Annotated in this window: 17 protein-coding genes and 2 pseudogenes; 10 read left to right on the plus strand and 9 right to left on the minus strand. The window is 73.7% G+C overall.

Translation table 11 applies throughout. From position 1 onward, the window contains the following. The first annotated feature begins 157 nt into the window (after positions 1–157). A complete protein-coding gene (locus AB0J57_RS13205) occupies positions 158–955 on the plus strand; it encodes a VOC family protein (protein ID WP_366128164.1) in 798 nt (265 codons plus the stop codon). Positions 956–965: 10 nt separating this feature from the next. Continuing rightward, on the plus strand, positions 966–1,703 hold the full coding sequence (locus AB0J57_RS13210; protein ID WP_366128165.1) for a DUF899 family protein: 738 nt from the start codon (positions 966–968) through the stop codon (positions 1,701–1,703). Positions 1,704–1,707: 4 nt separating this feature from the next. On the opposite strand, the gene AB0J57_RS13215 is transcribed toward AB0J57_RS13210, so the two are convergent. Next, positions 1,708–2,949, minus strand: a complete 1,242-nt coding sequence (locus tag AB0J57_RS13215) for a serine/threonine-protein kinase (protein WP_366128166.1) — start codon at positions 2,947–2,949, stop codon at positions 1,708–1,710. A 176-nt stretch (positions 2,950–3,125) separates the two neighbouring features. On the opposite strand from AB0J57_RS13215, the gene AB0J57_RS13220 reads away from it, so the two are divergent. Beyond that, positions 3,126–3,659 carry a flavoprotein gene (locus AB0J57_RS13220; protein ID WP_366128167.1) on the plus strand — a complete coding sequence of 178 codons (534 nt, stop codon included), beginning with the start codon at positions 3,126–3,128 and terminating at the stop codon, positions 3,657–3,659. On the opposite strand, the gene AB0J57_RS13225 is transcribed toward AB0J57_RS13220, so the two are convergent. Further along, entirely contained in the window at positions 3,637–4,422 is a 786-nt protein-coding gene (locus AB0J57_RS13225) for a DUF72 domain-containing protein (RefSeq protein WP_366128168.1), read from the minus strand. The two genes, AB0J57_RS13220 and AB0J57_RS13225, sit on opposite strands and share 23 nt — an antisense overlap. 21 nt (positions 4,423–4,443) lie before the next feature. Continuing rightward, positions 4,444–6,387 carry a protein-arginine deiminase domain-containing protein gene (locus tag AB0J57_RS13230; RefSeq protein ID WP_366128169.1) on the minus strand — a complete coding sequence of 648 codons (1,944 nt, stop codon included), beginning with the start codon at positions 6,385–6,387 and terminating at the stop codon, positions 4,444–4,446. Positions 6,388–6,608: 221 nt separating this feature from the next. Between AB0J57_RS13230 and AB0J57_RS13235 the strand changes: the two genes are divergently transcribed. Then, complete coding sequence (locus AB0J57_RS13235) at positions 6,609–6,944, plus strand: YnfA family protein (RefSeq protein ID WP_366128170.1); 336 nt, start codon at positions 6,609–6,611, stop codon at positions 6,942–6,944. Positions 6,945–7,122: 178 nt separating this feature from the next. Here AB0J57_RS13235 and AB0J57_RS13240 read toward each other — a convergent pair whose 3' ends face one another. Next, entirely contained in the window at positions 7,123–7,404 is a 282-nt protein-coding gene (locus AB0J57_RS13240) for a hypothetical protein (protein WP_366128171.1), read from the minus strand. A gap of 191 nt (positions 7,405–7,595) precedes the next feature. Between AB0J57_RS13240 and AB0J57_RS13245 the strand changes: the two genes are divergently transcribed. The 6 genes and pseudogenes from AB0J57_RS13245 to AB0J57_RS13270 all read left to right on the plus strand — a co-directional run. Next, the gene (locus AB0J57_RS13245; RefSeq protein ID WP_366128172.1) at positions 7,596–8,156 is read left to right on the plus strand and encodes a hypothetical protein; all 561 of its coding nucleotides are present in this window, start codon (positions 7,596–7,598) and stop codon (positions 8,154–8,156) included. 107 nt (positions 8,157–8,263) lie between these two features. Continuing rightward, entirely contained in the window at positions 8,264–9,100 is an 837-nt protein-coding gene (locus AB0J57_RS13250) for a DUF4097 family beta strand repeat-containing protein (protein WP_366128173.1), read from the plus strand. A gap of 43 nt (positions 9,101–9,143) precedes the next feature. Then, positions 9,144–10,139, plus strand: a complete 996-nt coding sequence (locus AB0J57_RS13255) for an ATP-binding cassette domain-containing protein (protein WP_366128174.1) — start codon at positions 9,144–9,146, stop codon at positions 10,137–10,139. Further along, positions 10,136–10,927 (plus strand): ABC transporter permease, encoded by a 792-nt coding sequence (locus AB0J57_RS13260; protein WP_366128175.1) that lies wholly within the window; start codon positions 10,136–10,138, stop codon positions 10,925–10,927. Before AB0J57_RS13255 ends, AB0J57_RS13260 begins: the two co-directional genes overlap by 4 nt. A 59-nt stretch (positions 10,928–10,986) precedes the next feature. After that, positions 10,987–12,195, plus strand: coding sequence for a cytochrome P450 (locus AB0J57_RS13265; RefSeq protein WP_366128176.1), 1,209 nt, complete (start codon positions 10,987–10,989; stop codon positions 12,193–12,195). Positions 12,196–12,233: 38 nt separating this feature from the next. Beyond that, positions 12,234–12,317 (plus strand): annotated as a pseudogene (locus tag AB0J57_RS13270) (ferredoxin); the annotation flags it as partial. Between the two features lie 120 nt (positions 12,318–12,437). Here AB0J57_RS13270 and AB0J57_RS13275 read toward each other — a convergent pair. The 5 genes and pseudogenes from AB0J57_RS13275 to AB0J57_RS13295 all read right to left on the minus strand — a co-directional run. Next, positions 12,438–13,586 (minus strand): annotated as a pseudogene (locus AB0J57_RS13275) (MFS transporter); the annotation flags it as partial. After that, a complete protein-coding gene (locus AB0J57_RS13280; protein WP_366128178.1) occupies positions 13,583–14,302 on the minus strand; it encodes a dipeptide/oligopeptide/nickel ABC transporter ATP-binding protein in 720 nt (239 codons plus the stop codon). The gene AB0J57_RS13280 and the pseudogene AB0J57_RS13275, both read right to left, overlap by 4 nt. Further along, the gene (locus tag AB0J57_RS13285; RefSeq protein WP_366128179.1) at positions 14,299–15,321 is read right to left on the minus strand and encodes an ABC transporter ATP-binding protein; all 1,023 of its coding nucleotides are present in this window, start codon (positions 15,319–15,321) and stop codon (positions 14,299–14,301) included. The genes AB0J57_RS13280 and AB0J57_RS13285 overlap by 4 nt, the downstream gene beginning before the upstream one ends. Beyond that, positions 15,311–17,017, minus strand: coding sequence for an ABC transporter permease subunit (locus tag AB0J57_RS13290; RefSeq protein WP_366128180.1), 1,707 nt, complete (start codon positions 17,015–17,017; stop codon positions 15,311–15,313). Before AB0J57_RS13290 ends, AB0J57_RS13285 begins: the two co-directional genes overlap by 11 nt. 8 nt (positions 17,018–17,025) lie before the next feature. Then, complete coding sequence (locus AB0J57_RS13295) at positions 17,026–18,510, minus strand: ABC transporter substrate-binding protein (RefSeq protein ID WP_366128181.1); 1,485 nt, start codon at positions 18,508–18,510, stop codon at positions 17,026–17,028. Between the last annotated feature and the right edge of the window lie 381 nt (positions 18,511–18,891).

Genomic DNA, 18,891 nt, shown 5'->3' on the forward strand with positions numbered 1-18,891 from the left:
TGGGCTACATTCGCATTATGACACCTCGTCAAGCTGTCGGGGTCCACCTTCGGCCGACTTTCCCATCTTGTCGCCGCCCGTTTCGGCGAGCGTACCGACGTAACGCTCGCTAGCGTGACAAATCGGACTGCACGCAAGAGCGGACAAGGACGGAACCATGGCGGTACAACGCGAGGGCGCGCCGATCTGGGCGGACGCGATGTTCACGGACGTCGAGGGCGCGAAGAGCTTCTACGGCGATGTGCTGGGCTGGACCTTCGGCGAGGCGTCGTCGGAGTTCGGCAACTACACCGAGGCGTACTCCGGCGGCAAGGCCGTGGCCGCCGTCGTGCCGCCGATGCCCGGGGCGGAGGGGCAGTCGGCCTGGTGCCTGTACTTCGCCTCCCCGGACGCGGCGGCCACGGCGCGCAAGATCGGCGACAACGGTGGCGAGATCCTGATGGGGCCGATGCAGGTCGGCGACTTCGGCTCCATGGTGCTGGCCCGTGACCCCGGCGGCGTCGTCTTCGGGGTGTGGCAGTCGGGCACCCACCAGGGCTTCCAGTCCATGGGCGAGCCCGGCGCGTACTGCTGGGCCGAGGTCTTCACCCGCGAGCCGGGCAAGTCCGACGCCTTCTTCCCCGCAGTCTTCCCGTACGGCGCCAAGCAGATGGAGGCGCCCGAGGACATGGACTTCAGGGTCTTCCACGTGGGCGACGACCCCGTACTGGGCCGGATGAAGATGGGCTCCGAGTTCCCGCCGGAGGTCCCGCCGTACATCAACGTCTACTTCGGCGTCGACGACTGCGACGCGGCGGTGGCGAAGGCGACCGAGCGCGGCGGAGCGGTGGTGTGGGGGCCGATGGACACCCCGTACGGCCGGTTCGCGTCGCTGCGCGACCCGCAAGGAGCGACGTTCTCGGTCATCGACATGAGCAGGACGGTGGGGGACATGCCGAAGATGACCGACGTGTGAGGGGCCTGCCGTGCGGATCAGCTTCCCCGGCGAGACCCCGGAGTACCGGGCAGCCCGCGACCGGCTCCTGACCCAGGAGATCGAGCTGCGCCGCGCCATGGAGGCGGTGGCCGCCGCGCGGCGCGCCCTGCCGCCCGGCGGCGAGGTGCCGGAGGACTACGTCTTCCGGGGCGCGGGCCCCGACGGCGCCCCGGCCGACGTACGGCTCTCCGAGCTGTTCGCGCCCGGCCGGGACTCGCTGGTGCTCTACAGCTTCATGTTCCCGCGCCACCCGCACGACGACCGGCCCGGCCCGAGGACCGGCCGCACCGCCGAACTGCCGCTCGCGGAAGGGCCGTGCCCGTCGTGCACCGCCTTCCTCGACCAGCTCGACGGCGCCGTCCGGCACCTCGCCCCGTACCTCAACTTCGCGGTGGTGGCCAGGGCGCCACTGGAACGCCTCCTCACCTTCGCCGAGGAGCGCGGCTGGCGGCAGTTGCGGCTGCTGTCCACGGCGGGGAACCGCTACAGCCGCGACTACCTCGCCGAGGCGGCGGACGGCGCGGCGGAGCCGATGCTGAACGTCTTCCACCGCGAGGGCAACCGCATCCGCCACTTCTGGGGCTCGGAGCTGCTCTACGCGCCCATGGACCCCGGACAGGACCCCCGCCACCTGGGCACGCTGGAGCCGGTCTGGAACATGTTCGACCTCACCCCGGAGGGCCGGGGCGGCGACCGGGACGAACAGCTCGCCTACGGCGAGGCCTGAGCGTTCAGTTGCCGCTGTCCCCGCTCAGCGTGTCCGGCGTCGCCCCGATCTCCACCTGGGGCGTCTCCGTCGACGTCGTGTCGGGCGAGAACACCGCCATGCCGATGAGCACGGCGGCGAAGAACGCCACGGTCCCGGCGATGACGCTCGCCACCCGTGGCCGCCGCCTGACGAACGCCCGGGCGTCGCTGAGGGTGCCGTGCTGAGCGGGCGCGGCACGCCGTCCCCGCCCCTGGCGCGGGGCGTTCGGCAGCATGTACGTGGTCGCCGTACCGCCCTCCGAGGGCGCCGGAGCGGGCGTCGGGAGCGGTCCGCCGGGCCGGGCGGGCGCGGGCGCGGGCGCGGGAGGTACCGGCGCCACGGGTGGTACGGGCCCGGGCGCGGCGGCCCGCGCATGGTTCGGGCTCGGGTTCGGGTCCGGGAGCGACTGCGCACGCCCCTGCCAGGCGCCCGAGGCGAACCAGTCGGCGACCTCGTGGGCGGTGGGCCGCTCCTCCGGTTGCTTGGCGAGCATCCCGAGCAGGTAGTTCTCGAACGCGGGCGGCACGTCCACCCCGAGCCGCTGCGGCGGCACCGGCGCGGTGTCGATGTGCTGGTACAGGATCGCCGTCGCGGTGTCGGCGTGGAACGGCGGACGCCCCGTCAGGAGCTGGTACAGCACGCACCCGAGCGAGTACACGTCCGACGCCGGACCGGCCGGCTGCCCCAGCGCCCGCTCCGGCGCCAGGTACAGGCTGGTGCCCACGATCTGGCCGGCCTGGGTGAGCGCGGCCGCCGGATCGTCCACGAACCGGGCGATCCCGAAGTCCCCGAGCTTCACCGTCCCGTCCGCGTCCGACATCAGGTTCCCGGGCTTGATGTCCCGGTGCACGATGCCCTGCCGGTGCGCCGACGCCAGCCCCGCCGCCGTCTGCGTGGCGACCGCGGCCACCCGAGGCGCCGTCAGCGAACCGGCGGCCGCCAGCTCCTGCGCCAGGCTGCGGCCCTCCACCAGCTCCATGACCAGGTAGAAACGGCCCTCCCATGCCCCGAAGTCGAAGACCGCCACCACATGCGGGTGGCTCAGCCGGGCCGCCGTCTGCCCCTCCAGCCGGAACCGGGCCGCCGTTTGCGCGTCCGAGTCGTCCCCGAGCAGCAGCTTCATGGCCACCGGCCGGCCCAGCACCTCGTCCGTGGCGCGCCAGACCTCGCCCATCGCGCCGCGGCCGATGGGCGACTCCAACCGGTACCGATCCGCCACCAGCACCCTGTGCACCTGCCTGATTCCGATCGATCCGTCAACCGACGCCGGCGGAACAACTGCACCGCGCGGGTGCGGTGATGGGGGACTCCGCGACGGGCTCAGGGTACCTACCGCGCGGCGAACGCACTGCGCCACCATCGACGTACACCACGCACATCCTCACCGAGCGGAGACCGTACGTGCCCCACCAACTGCCCAGGCCCTTCCTGTACGTCGTCGTCTGCGCGGCCGGAGTCGCAGGCGACGTCGGCACGCTCATCACCGCCGCCCAGGAACGTCAGTGGGACGTCGGGGTCGTCGCCACCCCGCACGCCCTCGGCTTCATCGACGCCCCGGCCGTCGAAGCGCAGACCGGCTACCCCATCCGCTCGGCCTGGCGCCGCCCCGGCGACCCGCGCCCGCTGCCCGACCCGGACGCCATCGCGGTCGCCCCGGCCACCTTCAACACGATCAACAAATGGGCGGCCGGAATATCCGACACCCTCGCCCTGGGCATCCTCTGCGAGGCGTACGGCAACGGCGTACCCACCGCCGCCCTGCCCTGCCTGAGCACCGCCCAGGCCGCCCACCCCGCCTACCGGCGCAGCCTGGACGCGCTGCGCGAGATGGGCGTCCGCGTCGGCACCCACGACCCGGACCACCTCGCAGCCGGCGGCTTCCCCTGGGAGCAGGCGCTGGATCTGCTGAACGTCACTCCGGCGCCGGGCCGTTGAGCCGGGCGGGCGTACGCGTCACCGTCCTGCCCAGCGCGGCGGCCGTCCGTCCGAACAGCGCGGCGTCCCGGACGGCGGCACCGCCCGGGTCGTTGTTGAAGTACACGTGGACGTCGTCCTCGTCCGCCCAGGCGGCGGCGATGCGCCCCGCCCAGGACGCCAGGGCCTGGCGCCCGTAGCGCGGCCACGGCCGGGCGGCACCGGCGTGGAAGCGGACGTACCCCCAGGGCGCCGTGCGCCACAGCGGGGTCACCGGCCGTGAGCCCCGGTCCGCCCAGCACAGGGCGGCGCCGTACCGCTCCAGCACCGTCCGCAGCTCCCGCTCCGCCTCCCACCACGACGGGTGGCGCGGCTCGACGGCCACCCGGACCGTGCCGGGGAAGCGGCGCAGGCAGGCGTCCAGCAGGGCGGTGTCCTCGCGGAGGTTCGGCGGCAGTTGGACCAGGACGGGCCCCAGCCGGTCGCCGAGGCCCTCCGCACGGCCCATCAGCCGCTCCACGGGCTCCTCGGGGTCGCGCAGCCGCTTGATGTGGGTCAGGTAGCGGCTGGCCTTCACCGCCATGACGAACCCCTCGGGGGTCCGCTCGCGCCAGGCGGTGAAGACCTCCGTGGTGGGCAGCCGGTAGAAGGCGTTGTTGTTCTCCACGGTCGCGAAGTGGCGGGCGTACTCCTCCAGCCAGAGCCGTTGCGGGACTCCGGCCGGATAGAGCACGCCGCGCCAGTCCGCGTACTGCCACCCCGAGGTTCCGACATGCATGGGCACATCACCCATGCTCCCCGCTGTCTACCGCTTCCACCACGCGGCGGAGGCGTCCCGCAGGGTGTTGGTGCCGCAGTGCACCTCGCCCATGCCGAGGTGGTAGGTGTACCAGTCGTCGATGTACGACACCTTCAGCCCGGCGCCCGTGTAGGCGGCGGTCACGGCGGTGGTGAAGATGTCCTTGCCGCCGATCACCGGCCCCCACTGGCGCGGGGCCAGGTACCGGTCGCCGCCCAGCAGGATGCCGTTGACGGCGCCGGGGACGTACGCGCTGGTCATGACGGTGCCGGGACCCGCCGCCCGGCCGTCGCGCCGGGCCTCGTCCCGGGCCAGCTCCTTCTGCTGGCCGTACTCGCTGACCGCCTTCGGCACCTCACCGGCGCCCAGCCGCGACAGGCGCGGCATGCGGTCGCCGCGCTCGCCCACCTGCTCCGTACCGCGCGTGTACAGCGCCGGTACGCGCACGACCTCGGCGTCCGTCACGCCCGTCTCGCGCTGGAGCACCGCCAGGTTGGCCCTGATCCGCTGGGCGGCCAGGGTGTTGTCGGCGACGAGCTCCTTGGAGGCGAGGGCCTGGTCGATGGTCTCCTTCGGGGCGAGCCGCTCCTGGGTGTCCGGCACGGAGAACATGCGCGTCTTGCCGTGCCCGGCCTTCTGCGCGTCACGCAGCAGCTTCAGCCCCGCCTCGGGGTCGGCGATGCCGATCTTCCAGCCGCGCGGGGTGCCCGGCGCCGGGAGGAACTGGACGAACTCGTCCACATGGCCCACGTGCAGCCAGGAGGTGTCGAGGAACAGCGGGTCCTGGAAGCCCTGGGACGCGAGCATCGTGCGCATCACTTGCGCGGGCTTGGAGCCGTTGTCCTTGCGTTCGCCCATGATGATGCGCCCGGCCGGGAAGGACCTGCCGCCGTGCGCGTACGGGGGAATGGTCTCCAGGTTCCCCATCGAGTTGAGGGTCCACTCCTCCGAGTCGCGGACCCCGGAGACCTGGACGACGCCCACGCCGTTGCCGCGTATCTTCTCGAACAGCTCGCGGCCCGCCTCGCGGTCGGGCTGCGCCGAGCGCAGCATCACGCGGATGACCTGGCGGCGCCCGTCGGCGCCGGTCATGCTCACGTATCCGGGTTCGACGAAGTCCTGCGCCCATATGTCCTGGTACTTGTCGAAGGTGATGAGCGGCTTGTCGATGCCGGCCGACTTCACCTCCTTGGCCAGGCCGTTCACGAACGCCTGCTGACTGCGCGCGAAGTCGTCCTTGCCGGGCACCTTGGTGACCAGCACCTGCTGGGCCTTCTGTAGGTGGTGGTGGGTCAGCAGCGGCGCGACGCGGAGGGTGATGTCGTCCGTGACGGCCGGCCTGCCGGGCGTGGTCACGGTGAGGCGGATGACGCCGCGCCCGTCCCAGACCTTGCTGTCGCGGACGATGTCGGTGCTCTCGACGCCGAACTCGACCCCGGCGCGCAGCTCGGCGGCGGTCAGGCGGGTCTTGCCCGTGACGTGGGCCCAGCCGGTGGCGCGCTTGACGAACACGCGCGTGTGCTTGCCGCCGGCCGGGACGCTCACGGCGCCGGTCGCCGTGGCGGGGAGGTTCGTCATCGGTACGGCGCGGACGCGGGCCAGGTCGGCGAGGTCGGCGCTGCCGTTGACGACGGCGTCGGATGCGTCGTTGCAGGCGGCGAGTTTGGCGTCGGACAGCGGCTTGCCGCCGGGGCCGGCGGTCGGGCACCGCTTGGTGTCGTCGTCGATGTTGGGCAGGAACACCGCGCCCCGGGCCGCGGTCCAGGAGTCCTCCCCGGCGGTGTCCGTCGCACCGGTGACGTCGACCCGCCCGTCACGGTTCACGTCCGCCCGGAGGTCGACGGGGGGCGGTGCGGCCGGGGCGGCTAGGGCGGGTGCCGCCGGGACCAGTACGGCGACTGACGCCGTGAGTGCCAGGCCCGCTCGTCTCGCGTTGCTCGTAACCACCATGCGTCCCTTCGTGGGGGATTGGGTTGCCGAGTCGCAAGAGGGCGTGGAAGCGCTGCGCGTTGCCTGGGGCGCGCCAGATTGGCGGGTTCGGTGTGGTGGGCGCGGCGAGGAGGACGTCGGTCGGCGGACGGGCGACGGGATGCTGGACTGGCATCTGTCCGAACGTCCCGTACCTATGGCCGTACACCTATGCGCAAGCCCACTGGAAGGACCCCGCCGCCGTGCTCGTCGCCCGCTCCGTCGCCCTGTTCGCCGTCGCCGCGCTCTTCGAGATCGGAGGGGCCTGGCTGGTGTGGCAGGGCATCCGTGAACACCGGGGCTGGATCTGGATCGGGGCGGGGGTGATCGCCCTGGGCCTGTACGGGGCGGTGGCCACCTTCCAGAGCGACGAGAACTTCGGGCGCGTCCTGGCCGCCTACGGCGGGGTGTTCGTCGCCGGGTCCATCGCCTGGGGCATGGTCGCCGACGGCTACCGGCCCGACCGGTTCGACGTCATCGGCGCGCTCGTCTGCCTGGTCGGCATGGCGGTCATCATGTACGCGCCGCGCGGCGGCTGAGCGCGCCGGGCGGGCTGGGCGCCGGGGCGTTTCTCGTCCACAGCCTGTGGACGGACGGACGGCCGCGAGTGTGTTCCCTGCATGCGTGCGGGGCCGCGACCGGTGATCCTTCCCGGTCGCGGCCCCGCGCTGTGTGTGCTGGTGCGGAGGTGCCGTTCGGCTACGTCAACTACGTCAGCTACTTCAGCGCGGTGAGCGGGCCGAGCAGCCCCTGGGCGAGCTGGGTGGCGCCGGAGAGGCCGCCGGCGGAGGCGAGCTGGGTGGCGCTGCCGAGCGGGGCGGTCACGCTGCCGAGGGGGCCGGACGCGCTGTCGAGGAGGCCGCCGCCGAGGCTGCCGGTGAGGCCGCTCAGGGGGTCGGCGGCGGCCGCCTGGGCGGTGGCGGCCCCGCCGAGGGCGAGGGTGGCGGTGGCGGCGGTGGTGGCGACGATACGGGCGGTGACGCGGCGGGTCCTGGTCATGAGCTTCTTTCCGATCGGTTGTCCGGGTCGGTTTGCCGTACCCGGACAACGCCGCCACGCGCCCCTAAGGCACGGCTCCGGCCCGCTGTGGCACCTAATGGTGGCGCGATGGCGCCATGATGTGCCAACTAGGCACCACTAATGTGCCATCAAGGGTTGCGGTGGCGCCATCGTGGTGCCACTATGGCGTTATGGACCTCACGCCCTACGTCGAACATCTCCGGCACGAGCTCGCGGTCGCCGCGGACGCGGGTGGCGACGACGCCCGTGCCCTGGCCGAGCGGCTCACCGCGCCCCTGGAATCGGCCGCCAGGCTCGCCCTGCTGAACGCCCTGTCCGCCGCCATGGACGAGGTCACCCAGGACCTCGCGCCGGGCTCGGTCGACGTACGGCTGCGCGGCCTGGACCCCGAGTTCGTGGTGACGCCGCCCCCGGTGCAGGTCTCGTACGAGGACGCCCCGGGGCACCACGGCCCGCCCGTCACGGTCCCGTCCGCCACCGTTCCGCCGGCCGAGCCGCCGGTGGGCGCGGTCCCGGCGGAGGGCGCCGAGGGCGGGACGGCACGGATCAACTTCCGGCTGCCGGCCCACCTCAAGTCCCGGGTCGAGGACGCCGCCGGCCAGGAGGGCCTGTCGGTCAACGCCTGGCTGGTACGGGCCGTCGCCTCCGCCCTGGAACCCGGCGCGTCCGATCGCGGCGCCGGCCGCAGCCGTCACCGGGGCCAGCAGGGCTTCACGGGCTGGGTCCGCTAGCCCTCCCGCATCCGCTCCGGCGGCTCCAGTCCGGGCCGGCCGCTCCAATCCGCTCCGGGCGTTTCACCAGCGAGAACACCCACCACAGTCACGAGGACGGGACAGCCATGCCTTTTTTCGACACGCCCGAACCGATCTCCGTCACCCTTGAGTTCGACATCGGCCTCGCCCGGATCACGGCGGGCAAGCGCACGGACACGGTCGTCGAGGTGCTGCCGACCAACGGTTCCGAGGAAGCCGACGTACGGGCGGCGGAGCAGACCAAGGTGACGTACTCCAACGGCACGTTGGTGATCAAGGGGCCCAAGAAGCGCTCCCTGTTCGGCAAGAGCGGGTCGGTCGACGTGCGCGTCGAACTGCCGGCCGGCTCCGACGTCGAGGGCACCGCGCCGATGGCGGACTTCACCTGCGAGGGCCGCCTCGGCGACTGCCGGCTCAAGACCTCCTACGGCGACATCCAGGTGGCGGAGGCAGCGGCGGTGAACCTGAAGACCGGCCACGGCGACATCCGCCTGGACCGCGCGGCCGGCAACGCCGAGGTCGCCGGGGCGGGTCGGGTCGACATCGGCGAGGTCGCGGGCACGGCGACGGTACGGAACGGGAACGGCGAGACCGTGGTCGGTGAGGTCACCGGTGACCTGCGGGCCAACTCCTCCAACGGCCGTATCTCCGTGGGCGTCGCGCACGCCGGCGTCGAGGCCAAGTCGGCCAACGGCGGCATCCGGATCGGCCAGGTGGCGCGCGGACAGGTCGTGCTCCAGGCCGCCACCGGTGACCTGGAGGTCGGCATCCCCGAGTCCACCGCGGCCTGGCTCGACGTCAGCACCCGTTTCGGCAGCGTGCACAACGCCCTCGGACCGGCCGAAGGCCCCGGCGACGCCACCGACACCGTCGAGGTGCGCGCCCGCGCCGGGGTCGGCGAGATCATCATCCGCCGCCCCTGACCGCCCCGACGCCCACCCACCACGAGACAGGGACGTCATGACCATGTCCACATCCGGATCCACCACTTCCGGGTCCGCGTCCGCGCACACGGCCGGGCCCACCGCGACCGCTCCCCGGGCGGCGATCGCCGCCGAGGGGCTGGCCAAGTCCTACGGCGACAAGGTGGTGCTCGACGGCATCGGCCTCCGTATCCCCGAAGGCACGGTCTTCGCGCTCCTCGGGCCCAACGGCGCCGGCAAGACCACCACCGTGCAGATCCTCTCCACGCTCATCCCCGCCGATGCCGGCCAGGTCCGGGTCGCGGGCCACGACCTGGTCCGCGAGGCGGACGCCGTACGCCGGGCGATCGGCGTCACCGGCCAGTTCTCGGCCGTCGACAACCTGCTCACCGCCGAGGAGAACCTGCTCCTCATGGCCGACCTGCACCACCTGCCCCGCCGCGAAGGCCGTCGCCGCGCCGCCGAACTGCTGCGGCGGTTCGAGCTGAGCGAGGCGGCCGCCAAACCCGTCGTCACCTTCTCGGGCGGCATGCGGCGCAAGCTCGACCTCGCCATGACCCTGGTCGGCGATCCGCGCGTCATCTTCCTCGACGAGCCGACCACCGGGCTCGATCCGCGCAGCCGCCGCACCATGTGGGACATCATCCGCGGCCTGGTCGCCGACGAGGGCGTCACCATCTTCCTGACGACGCAGTACCTGGAGGAGGCCGACCAGCTCGCCGACCGCATCGCCGTCCTGGACGGCGGGCACATCGTCGCCGAGGGCACGGCGGAAGAGCTGAAGCGCCGCATCCCGGGCGGCCACATCCGCCTCCGGTTCGCCGACGCCGACCGGCTCACGTCGGCCGCCGCCCTGTTCCCCGCCACCAAGCGCGACGACGAGGCACTGACCCTGCACATCCCGGGCGACGGCGGCGTGCCCACGATCCGCGCCGTCCTCGACGTCCTCGACGGCGCGTCGATCGAGGCCGACGCGCTCACCGTGCACACACCCGACCTCGACGACGTCTTCCTCACCCTCACCGGGAGCGCCCGATGACCACCCTGTCCTATGCCGCCCGCGACGCCAGGACCATGCTGCGGCGCAATCTCAAGCACGCGCTGCGCTACCCCTCCATGACCGTCTCGGTCGTCGCGATGCCCGTCCTGATGCTGCTGCTCTTCAACTACGTGTTCGGCGGCGCCCTGGGCACGGGCATCGGCCCCACCGCCGCCGGCAGCACCGACTACATCGACTACGTCGCCCCCGGCATCATCCTGATGGCGGCGACCTCCGGGGCCGTGGCCACCGCGGTCGCCGTGTGCGTCGACATGACGGAGGGCATCGTCAACCGCTTCCGGACGATGGCGATCTCCCGCGCGTCGTTCCTCACCGGACATGTCGTCGGAAGCGTCATCCAGACGCTGATCAGCATCACCCTCGTCGTCGGCGCCGCCCTGCTCATGGGCTTCCGGCCGAACGCGACCCCGGTCGAGTGGGTCGCCGCCGCCGGTGTCCTCACCCTGCTCGTCCTCGCGCTGACCTGGCTGTCCGCCGGCATCGGCCTGGTCACCAAGACGCCCGAGACGGCCAGCAACATCCCGCTGCCGATGACGTTCCTGCCCTTCCTCGGCAGCGCCATCGTCCCGCCGGACTCCATGCCCACCGGGCTGCGCTGGTTCGCCGAGTACCAGCCCTTCACCCCGGTCATCGAGACGCTCCGGGGCCTGCTCATGGGCACCGGGATAGGCAACAGCGGGCTCGTCGCCCTCGCCTGGTGCGTCGGCCTCGGCCTGGTCGGCTACCTGTGGGCGCGGTCCGTCTTCAACCGCGGCACCGTCCGCTGAGCACACATCCGGTCACCCGCCACCCACCGACACTCCCACCCGACACCGGAGGACACACCATGCACCAGGAACCCACCCGCTTACCGGTCGACCGGCCCGAAGGCTGCCCCTTCGACCCGCCCACCGGCCTCGCCCGGCTGCGCGAACAGAAGCCGCTGACCCGCCTGAGCTACCCGGACGGTCACATCGGCTGGCTGGCCACCGGCCACGCCACGGCCCGTGCGATAGCGGCCGACCCCCGCTTCAGCTCGCGGCTGGAGCTGATGCACTACCCCTTCCCCGGCGGCCCCGAGGGCCCCCTGCCACCGGCCCCGGTCGGCGACATGACCGGCATGGACGCCCCCGAGCACACCCGCTACCGGCGGCTGCTCGCCGGCAAGTTCACCGTACGCCGGATGCGCGAACTGACCGCCCGCGTCGAGCAGATCACCGCCGAGCACCTCGACGCCATGGAGCGCCACGGACCGGCCGTGGACCTGGTGGAGGCCTACGCCCACCCCGTCCCCGCCCTGATGATCTGCGACCTGCTCGGCGTACCGGAGGCCGACCGTGAGGTCTTCAAGAGCCGCGCCGCCTCGATGTCCGACCCGGAGGCGAGCCTGGAGGAACAGATCGCCGCCATGACCGGGCTCGGGGAGTTCGTCCACGAACTGGCCCTGGCCAAGCGGGCCCACCCGACGGACGACCTGCTCAGCGACCTGACCGGCAGCGACCTCACCGACGCCGAACTGGCCGGTGTCGGCAGCTTCCTCCTCGCCGCCGGGCTCGACACCACGGCCAACATGATCGGGCTCGGCACCTTCGCCCTGCTGAGCAACCCCGACCAGGCCGCCGCCCTGCGCGCCGACCCGGGCCTCGCCGACCAGGCGGTCGAGGAGCTGCTCCGCTACCTGACCATCGCCCACACCGGCGCACGGGTGGCGCTGGAGGACGTCGAACTGGACGGCGAGCTGATCAAGGCCGGGGAAACGGTCACCGTCTCCCTCCAGGCCGCCAACCGCGACCCGGCCCGGTTTCCCGACCCCGACACCCTCGACCTGCACCGGAAGGCCACCGGACACCTGGCCTTCGGCCACGGCATCCACCAGTGCCTGGGCCAGCAACTGGCCCGCGTCGAAATGCGGGTCGCCTTCCCGGCGCTGTTCACCCGGTTCCCGACGCTGCGGCTGGCCGTGCCGCCCGAGGAAGTGCCGCTGCGCACGAGCATGAACATCTACGGCGTGCACCGGCTGCCCGTCACCTGGGACCAGGAGGCCCAGCCGTGCTGAGACTGCGCGTCGACCGGGAACACTGCATCGGCTCCGGTATGTGCGCCCTGACCGCCCCGGACGTGTTCGACCAGGACGATGAGGACGGCCGGGTCCGGCTGCTGGACGCCCGACCGCCGGCCGGGCCGGCCACCACCGCCGCCCGTCAGGCCGCGGGGCTCTGCCCGGCGGGGGCCATCACCGCTCTCGGCCCAGGCAGCCCGGGACCTGACGGCCCCCGCACCGCGCGGCCGGCGCGGCACCAGCGCGAGCCCCGCCAGCGGCACCGCAGCCAGGGCCGCCCAGGCCCAGCCTCCGCCCGCCTCCACCAGGGCCCCTGCCGGGGCGCCGCCCGCCAGCACCACCACACCCGACAGGGACGACAACGCGCCGGTGTACAGGCCGAGTCGCCGCTCGTCCACCAGATCCGGCAGCCACGCACGCGTGGCTGGCACCACCAGCATCTGGCCGGCCGTCAGCAGCACCACGAACGCCGACGACGGCCACAGGCCGCCCACGGGAAGCAGCGCCCCGGCCGCCCCGAACGAGACGGCGATCAGCAGCAGTCCCGTACGGACCGAGGCGCCCCACGACAGTCGGGCCGCCGCCCACCGTTCCAGCGGCAACTGGCCCGCCACCACGAGCACCGACGACAGCGCGAACAGCCAGCCGAGCGCGGCCTGCGACCCCGTCGCCCGCTCCAGCTCGGCGGGCAGCGCCAGATAGAGCTGGTTGTAGGCCAGCAGATAGGAGGAGTACGCGAAAGTGAGGGCGAGGAAGCGGCGGTGGCGGAGCAGTTCCCGTACGGCGGGCTTCACCGAGGCGGACCGGTGGGCCGCGCCGGCCGGCTCGCGGCGCGGCATCAGCCGCCAGTGGCCCGCCAGGACGAGGGCGAAGACCGCCGCCCCCGCCACGCAGGCCGCGCCGAACCCCCCGTACAGCAGCAGGACGCCCAGTACCGGGCCGATCAGCGCGCCCGCCTGGCCGCCGGCCGCGAAGCGGGCGAGCAGGCGGGTGCGCGGGGTCCCGGTCGCCGCCTCGTGGCGTACCGCCTCCCGCGCGATCTCCGACTCCACGGCGGGCGAGAACAGCGCGGCGGCGAAACCCACGAGCAGCACCGCACCGGTCACCGTCCACACCGACCCCGCGACCGCCAGCCAGAGGAACCCGGCCACGCGCAGCGCACACCCGGCCAGGACCACCGGGCGCGGGCCGAACCGGTCGGTGAGGGCGCCTCCGACCACGAACAGACCCTGCTGGCTGAAGGTGCGCAGGCCCAGCACCAGGCCGACCAGCCAGCCACCCAGCTCGAGGGAGCCGCTCAAGTGCCCGGCGAGATACGGAAGGACGGCGAAGAAACCGACGTTGAACGCGAACTGGCTGCCGATGAGCAGGCGGGCGAGGGGGCTCATGGGGTGGTGATCCGTTCGATCCGGCCCGCACGCATCTCGGCGGTCCGGTCGGCGAAGTGCCGTACCAGCGCCATGTCGTGGCAGATGAAGAGGTAGCCGAGCCGGAGGCGTTCCTGGAGGTCGGAGAGGAGGTTGAGGATCCCGGCGCGGACGGACGGGTCGAGTGCGGAGACCGGTTCGTCGAGGACGAGCAGTTGCGGCTCGCTCGCCAGGGCGCGGGCGATGCCGGCGCGCTGGCACTGGCCGCCGGACAGCTCGTGCGGCAGCCGGCCGCCGTGCGCGGTGTCGTCGAGGCCGACGAGGGCGAGCAGTTCGGCGACCCGGGCCGGCCCGGTGGTGGCGTCCCAGCGGCCCTGGACGCGCAGCGGCTCGGCGACGGCGTCGCGGATGGTGCGGCGCGGGCTGAGCGAGCCGTACGGGTCCTGGAACACCGGCTGCATCGCCGGGCGCAGCGGCCGCAGCTCGCGCTCGGCCAACCGGGTCAGCTCGCGCCCGTCGAACCACACCTCACCGGCGGACGGGCGCCGCAACTGGAGCACGGCCGTGGCGGTGGAGGACTTGCCGCAGCCCGACGGACCGACGAGGGCCAGGGTCTCCCCGGCGCGCAGATTGAACGAGACGTGGTCGACGGCGACCGTCGGTCCGTACCGTACGACCAGGTCGCGGACGTCCAGCAGGGCGCCCGGGGTCTCCGGGGCGTCCGGGGTGTCGCTCATACGTGCTCCATGGCGAACAGGCCGGCGGCGGACTCGGGTACGTCGTCCCAGCGGTGGCAGGAGACCTCGTGGACGCCCTCCCGGCCGTCCACCGGCTGGGGCCGCGGGCGTTCGGTGCGGCAGCGGTCCTCGGCCAGCGGGCAGCGCGGGGCGAAGGCGCAGCCGGGCGTCAGCGCTCCGGGTGTGGGCGGCGTACCGGCGATGGCGGGCAGGCGGCGGCCGCGCTCCACGGGGGTGAGCGCGGCGAGCAGCCCGGCGGTGTAGGGGGCACGGGGCCGGGCGAACACCCGGTCCACTGGGCCGGATTCGGTGTGCCCACCGGCGTACATCACCAGCACCCGGTCGGCGTGGGCGCGGACCGCGTCGAGGTCGTGGGTGACGAGGACGAGCGCCGCGCCGGTCGCCTCGCGCTGCTCGGTGAGGGCGTGGAGGACCTGTTCGCGCAGGTCGGGGTCGAGGGCGGTGGTCGGTTCGTCGGCGACGACGAGGTCCGGCTCGTTGACCATCGCCATGGCGATCACGGCACGCTGCCGCATCCCGCCGGACAGCTCGTGCGGGTACGCGCGGGACCTGGCCGACGGGATGCCGACGCGCTCCAGGGCGCCAGCGGCCCTGGTGCGGGCGTCCTTGCGGGACATGCCCGTCACGGAGCGCACGGCGGCGGCCAGTTGGTCGCCGACCGGGTGCACGGGCGACAGTGCGGACAGCGCGTCCTGCGGCACGAGCGCCACCCGCCGCCCCCAGAGGTCCTGGGGGCGCGCGCCTACCGGCTCGGTGCCGCCGTCCGCCGTGCGCAACCGGACGCTGCCGCTCACCACCGCCCCGCGCGGCGGCATGCCGAGCAGCGCCCGCGCGGTCAGGGACTTGCCGGCGCCGGACTCGCCGACGAGGGCGAGGACGTCACCGTCGTACACGTCGAAGGACAGCCCGCGCACCGCCTCGACGGGCCGCTCGGCGGGCCCGAAGGAGACGCGCAGGTCGCGGACGGACAGCAGTGGCGGCGGTGGTTCAGCGGCCATGGACGGGCACCCTCCTGGTACGGCTCGTGTACGCCGACAGCGACACCGCGAGGCCCGCCAGCAGCGCCAGCGCCAGTGCGGGCGCCAGCGCGGCCCACGGCGCCCGCTCGACATAGGCGCGGGACTCGTCCAGCAGCAGTCCCCACTCGGGGGCGGGCGGCTGGGCGCCCAGGCCGAGGAAGCCCAGCGACGCCAGGGCGAGGGCCATGCCCGGCAGGCGCAGCACCGCGTGGCGGGCGACCGGGGCGGCGACCGACGGCAGGACGTGCCGCCACAGGATCCAGCCGGGCGTCGCGCCGATGGCCTTCTGCGCGAGCAGGAAGCCCGACGCCCGCACCTCCTGGACCAGGGCGGCGGCGTGGGCGGCGAGCGGCGGCCAGGAGATCAGGGCCACGGCGAGCGCGGCGCCGCCCGTCCCCGGCCCGAGGACGGCGGCGACGAGGATGCCGGCGATCATCGGGGGCAGGGCGTTGGCGATGTCGGAGAGGCCGGACGTCACGTTCGGTACGAAGCCGAGGGCGACGGCCAGCACCCAACTGAGCGCGCACACGGCGGCCGCCGTGCCGACCGTCGCGGCCGCCCCGTGCCCGAGCCGGGCCAGGACGTCACGCCCGAGGCCGTCCGCGCCGAGCGGGTGCGCGAGCGACGGCGGGGCGAGCCGGGCGGCGGTGTCGACGGTGTACGGGTCACGCAGCAGCCCCCAGCCGATGACGGCCACCAGGACGACACCGAGGAGCACCGGCAGGGCGGGCGCGACCCGGACCGGCCGGGCGGCGGGCAGCGTCAGGCCCGCGTCCCGCAGCCCGGGGCCGAGCAGCCGCCGCCGTACCAGGGCGGCGAGCGCGCCGACGGCCAGCCCGAGCACGAGCAGCGCCAGCACGGAACCCTGGAGCAGCGGCAGGTCCTGGGACTTGGCCGCGCCCAGCGACGTACGTCCGATGCCGGGCACCGCGAACACCGTCTCGACGGCGACCGCCCCGCCCGTGAGGCCCACCGCGACCATGCCGAACTGCGGCACCAGCGGCGGCAGTACCCGCCGGAGCGCGGCCAGGGCGACCCGTGCGCGCGAGACACCCGCCCCGCGCCACAGCTCCACCCAGCGCTCGTCGTACACGCCGGGCAGCGCGTCGGCGACCAGCCGCCCCAGCAGCCCTCCCGCCGGAACGCCCAGCGCGACGGCGGGCAGGACCAGGTGCGCGGGCCCCTGCCAGCCGGACGTGGGCAGCCGGCCCAGCCACACCCCGGCGACGATCAGCGCCACGGTGGCCAGCAGGAATTCGGGCATGGCGGCGAGCATCGCCGCGAACGCCCCGGAGGTGCCCCGGCCGCGCACCAGGACCGGCGCGGCGAGGGCGACCGCGACCAGCAGGGCGACGGCGAGCGCGGCCCCCATCAGACCCAGCGAGACCTGGAGCCCCGCGACGACGGACGGCAGGACGTCGGTGCCCGACACCCACGAGGTGCCGAGGTCGCCCCGGACCAGCCCGGCGGCCCAACCGCCCAGCAGCGACAGGGGCCCGGCGTCCAGCCCGAGGTCGGCGCGGATGGCGTCCAGCGCCTCGGGCGTGGCCTCCTGCTCGGCGGACCGGGCGCGCAGCACGGTGAGCGCCGGGTCCCGTCCGGACAGCCAGGGCAGCAGCCCGACCACCGCGAGGACGGCGGCGAGCGCACCGCCCAGCCCGGCGCCGCGCCTCACACCCGCCTTCACTTGACGTACGTGGCAGGCGTGACGAGCAGTCGCTCGCGCGGGTCGTGCTCGGCGCCCACGACACCGGCCGCGTCGCCCTGGACGACCCGCTCGTGCAGCATCGGGATCGCGGCGTCGGTGGCCAGTACGGCGGCCTCGGCGGCCATCACGGCCCGGCGGCGCGCGTCACCGGCCTTCGTCGCGGCGGCCTTGTCCAGGGCCTTGTCGACGGTGGGGTCGGCGAGCTGGGAGATGTTGAACGAGCCCTTGGCGGCGAAGTCGCTGTAGAGGTACGCGGCGGGGTCCCCGGAGTCGAGGACGGTGGCGCGGGACAGGATGAACGCGTCGAACTCGCCCGCCAGCGCGTCGGATTCGATGTTGGCGTACTCGCGCACCTCCAGCTTGACCTTGAACCCGGCCTTCTGGAGCTGCTGCTGGAGGGCCTGGGCGACCTCGGGCAGTTCGGCACGGTCGGTGAAGGTGCCGATGGTGATGGCCACGTCGTCCGGGGCGGCGGCCTTGGCGCGCTTGGGCTCGGAGCGCAGGCCCGCCGCCCAGGGGAGGGCCGGGCCGAGCAGCCCCTTGGCGACGTCGGCCCGCCCCTCGTACACGCCCTCGACGATCGCCGTGGCGTCGATGGCCTCGCGGGCGGCGGCGCGCAGCCCGGCGTCCTTGAAGGGGCCCTTGGCGGTGTTGAGGTAGAGGGTGTTGGTGCGAGGCATCGGCACCTCGGTGATCAGTTGCTGGTCGAGGAGGGCGGCCTGCGAGACCGGGACGGCCTCGACGATGTCGGCCTCCCCGCTGCGCAGCGCGGCCGCGCGGGCGGTGCCGTCCGGGACGAAGGTGACGTCGATGCCGGGCGCCTTGGCCTTCGTGCCCCAGTAGCCGTCGTACCGGTCGAGGGCGGCGGTCGAGGTGCCGTTGACCCGGGTGAGCCGGAAGGCGCCGGTGCCGGTGCCGACGGGGCTGACGGTCTTCCCGCGGTACGCCTTGGCCGACAGGATCGACAACTGGGGCGAGCTGAGCCGCTGGGGGACGAGCGGGTCGGGGACGGCGGTGGTGACGGTGACGGTCTTCCCGGACGCCTTCACGCCGAGCGTGACGCCGTCGAGGATGCGGGGCTTGGGCGAGGCGGTGGCGGCCTTGGTGAGGGAGTGCGCGACGGCCTGGGCGGTGAGCGGGGTGCCGTCGTGGAAGGTGACGCCGTCGCGGACGGTGAAGGTCCAGGCCCGGCCGCTCTGCCGCCAGGCGGTGGCCAGGGCGGGCCGTGGGTCGCCGTTGGCGTCGAGGGTGACGAGGGTCTCGGCGGTGGACCAGCGGGACAGCTTGAAGGCGTCGTCGGAGAGCGGCGAGAGCCCGGAGCGCGGCGGGTTCATCATCGCCACGCGTATGCGCTTGCCGCCCCCGCCGGAGGCCGTTTCGGAGGCGGTGAAGCAGCCGGTGAGCAGGGCGGACGCGGAGGCCAGGGCGGCGGCGTGGAGGAGGCGGGCGGGCAGGCGCACGGGAACCCTTCCGGGCGGGACGAGCAGCGGGGGGCGGAAGGGACCGTAACACAATGACAATCGTTTTCAGAACCAGATTCAACAATTGAATCTTGGTCCATGTGCAGCGTGGACGCAGTCGTATCCGAGGGTGGACGCGGAGCCGCGCCGGCAGGGCGCTCACGGCACGCTCACGGCACGTTCGCGGGACGGCCTCAACCGTTCGGCCCGGTGTTCCAGGTGAACGGAGGCGGCGGTTTGACCTGCCGTTTTGCTGCAATCGGCGGCACGTTCGGCAGACCGTGTCCGGTGGTCGCTCCGGATGCCCGTCGCTACAGCTTGTCTCGGCCGGTCCGGCCGGACCGGCCCGTCGACGCGGAACGCGGAACGCGGAAGTGCAAC

It is taken from the genome of Streptomyces sp. NPDC049837, from assembly GCF_040674455.1.
In the GTDB taxonomy this organism is placed as follows: Bacteria; Actinomycetota; Actinomycetes; order Streptomycetales; family Streptomycetaceae; genus Streptomyces.

Bases quoted from the DNA above. Each gene is read 5' to 3' on its own strand.
- AB0J57_RS13205 (WP_366128164.1), top strand. From the start codon at position 158: ATGGCGGTACAACGCGAGGGCGCGCCGATCTGGGCGGACGCGATGTTC.
- AB0J57_RS13230 (WP_366128169.1), bottom strand. From the start codon at position 6,387: ATGGTGGTTACGAGCAACGCGAGACGAGCGGGCCTGGCACTCACGGCG.
- AB0J57_RS13240 (WP_366128171.1), bottom strand. From the start codon at position 7,404: ATGACCAGGACCCGCCGCGTCACCGCCCGTATCGTCGCCACCACCGCC.
- AB0J57_RS13245 (WP_366128172.1), top strand. From the start codon at position 7,596: ATGGACCTCACGCCCTACGTCGAACATCTCCGGCACGAGCTCGCGGTC.
- AB0J57_RS13250 (WP_366128173.1), top strand. From the start codon at position 8,264: ATGCCTTTTTTCGACACGCCCGAACCGATCTCCGTCACCCTTGAGTTC.
- AB0J57_RS13255 (WP_366128174.1), top strand. From the start codon at position 9,144: ATGTCCACATCCGGATCCACCACTTCCGGGTCCGCGTCCGCGCACACG.
- AB0J57_RS13260 (WP_366128175.1), top strand. From the start codon at position 10,136: ATGACCACCCTGTCCTATGCCGCCCGCGACGCCAGGACCATGCTGCGG.
- AB0J57_RS13265 (WP_366128176.1), top strand. From the start codon at position 10,987: ATGCACCAGGAACCCACCCGCTTACCGGTCGACCGGCCCGAAGGCTGC.
- AB0J57_RS13280 (WP_366128178.1), bottom strand. From the start codon at position 14,302: ATGAGCGACACCCCGGACGCCCCGGAGACCCCGGGCGCCCTGCTGGAC.
- AB0J57_RS13285 (WP_366128179.1), bottom strand. From the start codon at position 15,321: ATGGCCGCTGAACCACCGCCGCCACTGCTGTCCGTCCGCGACCTGCGC.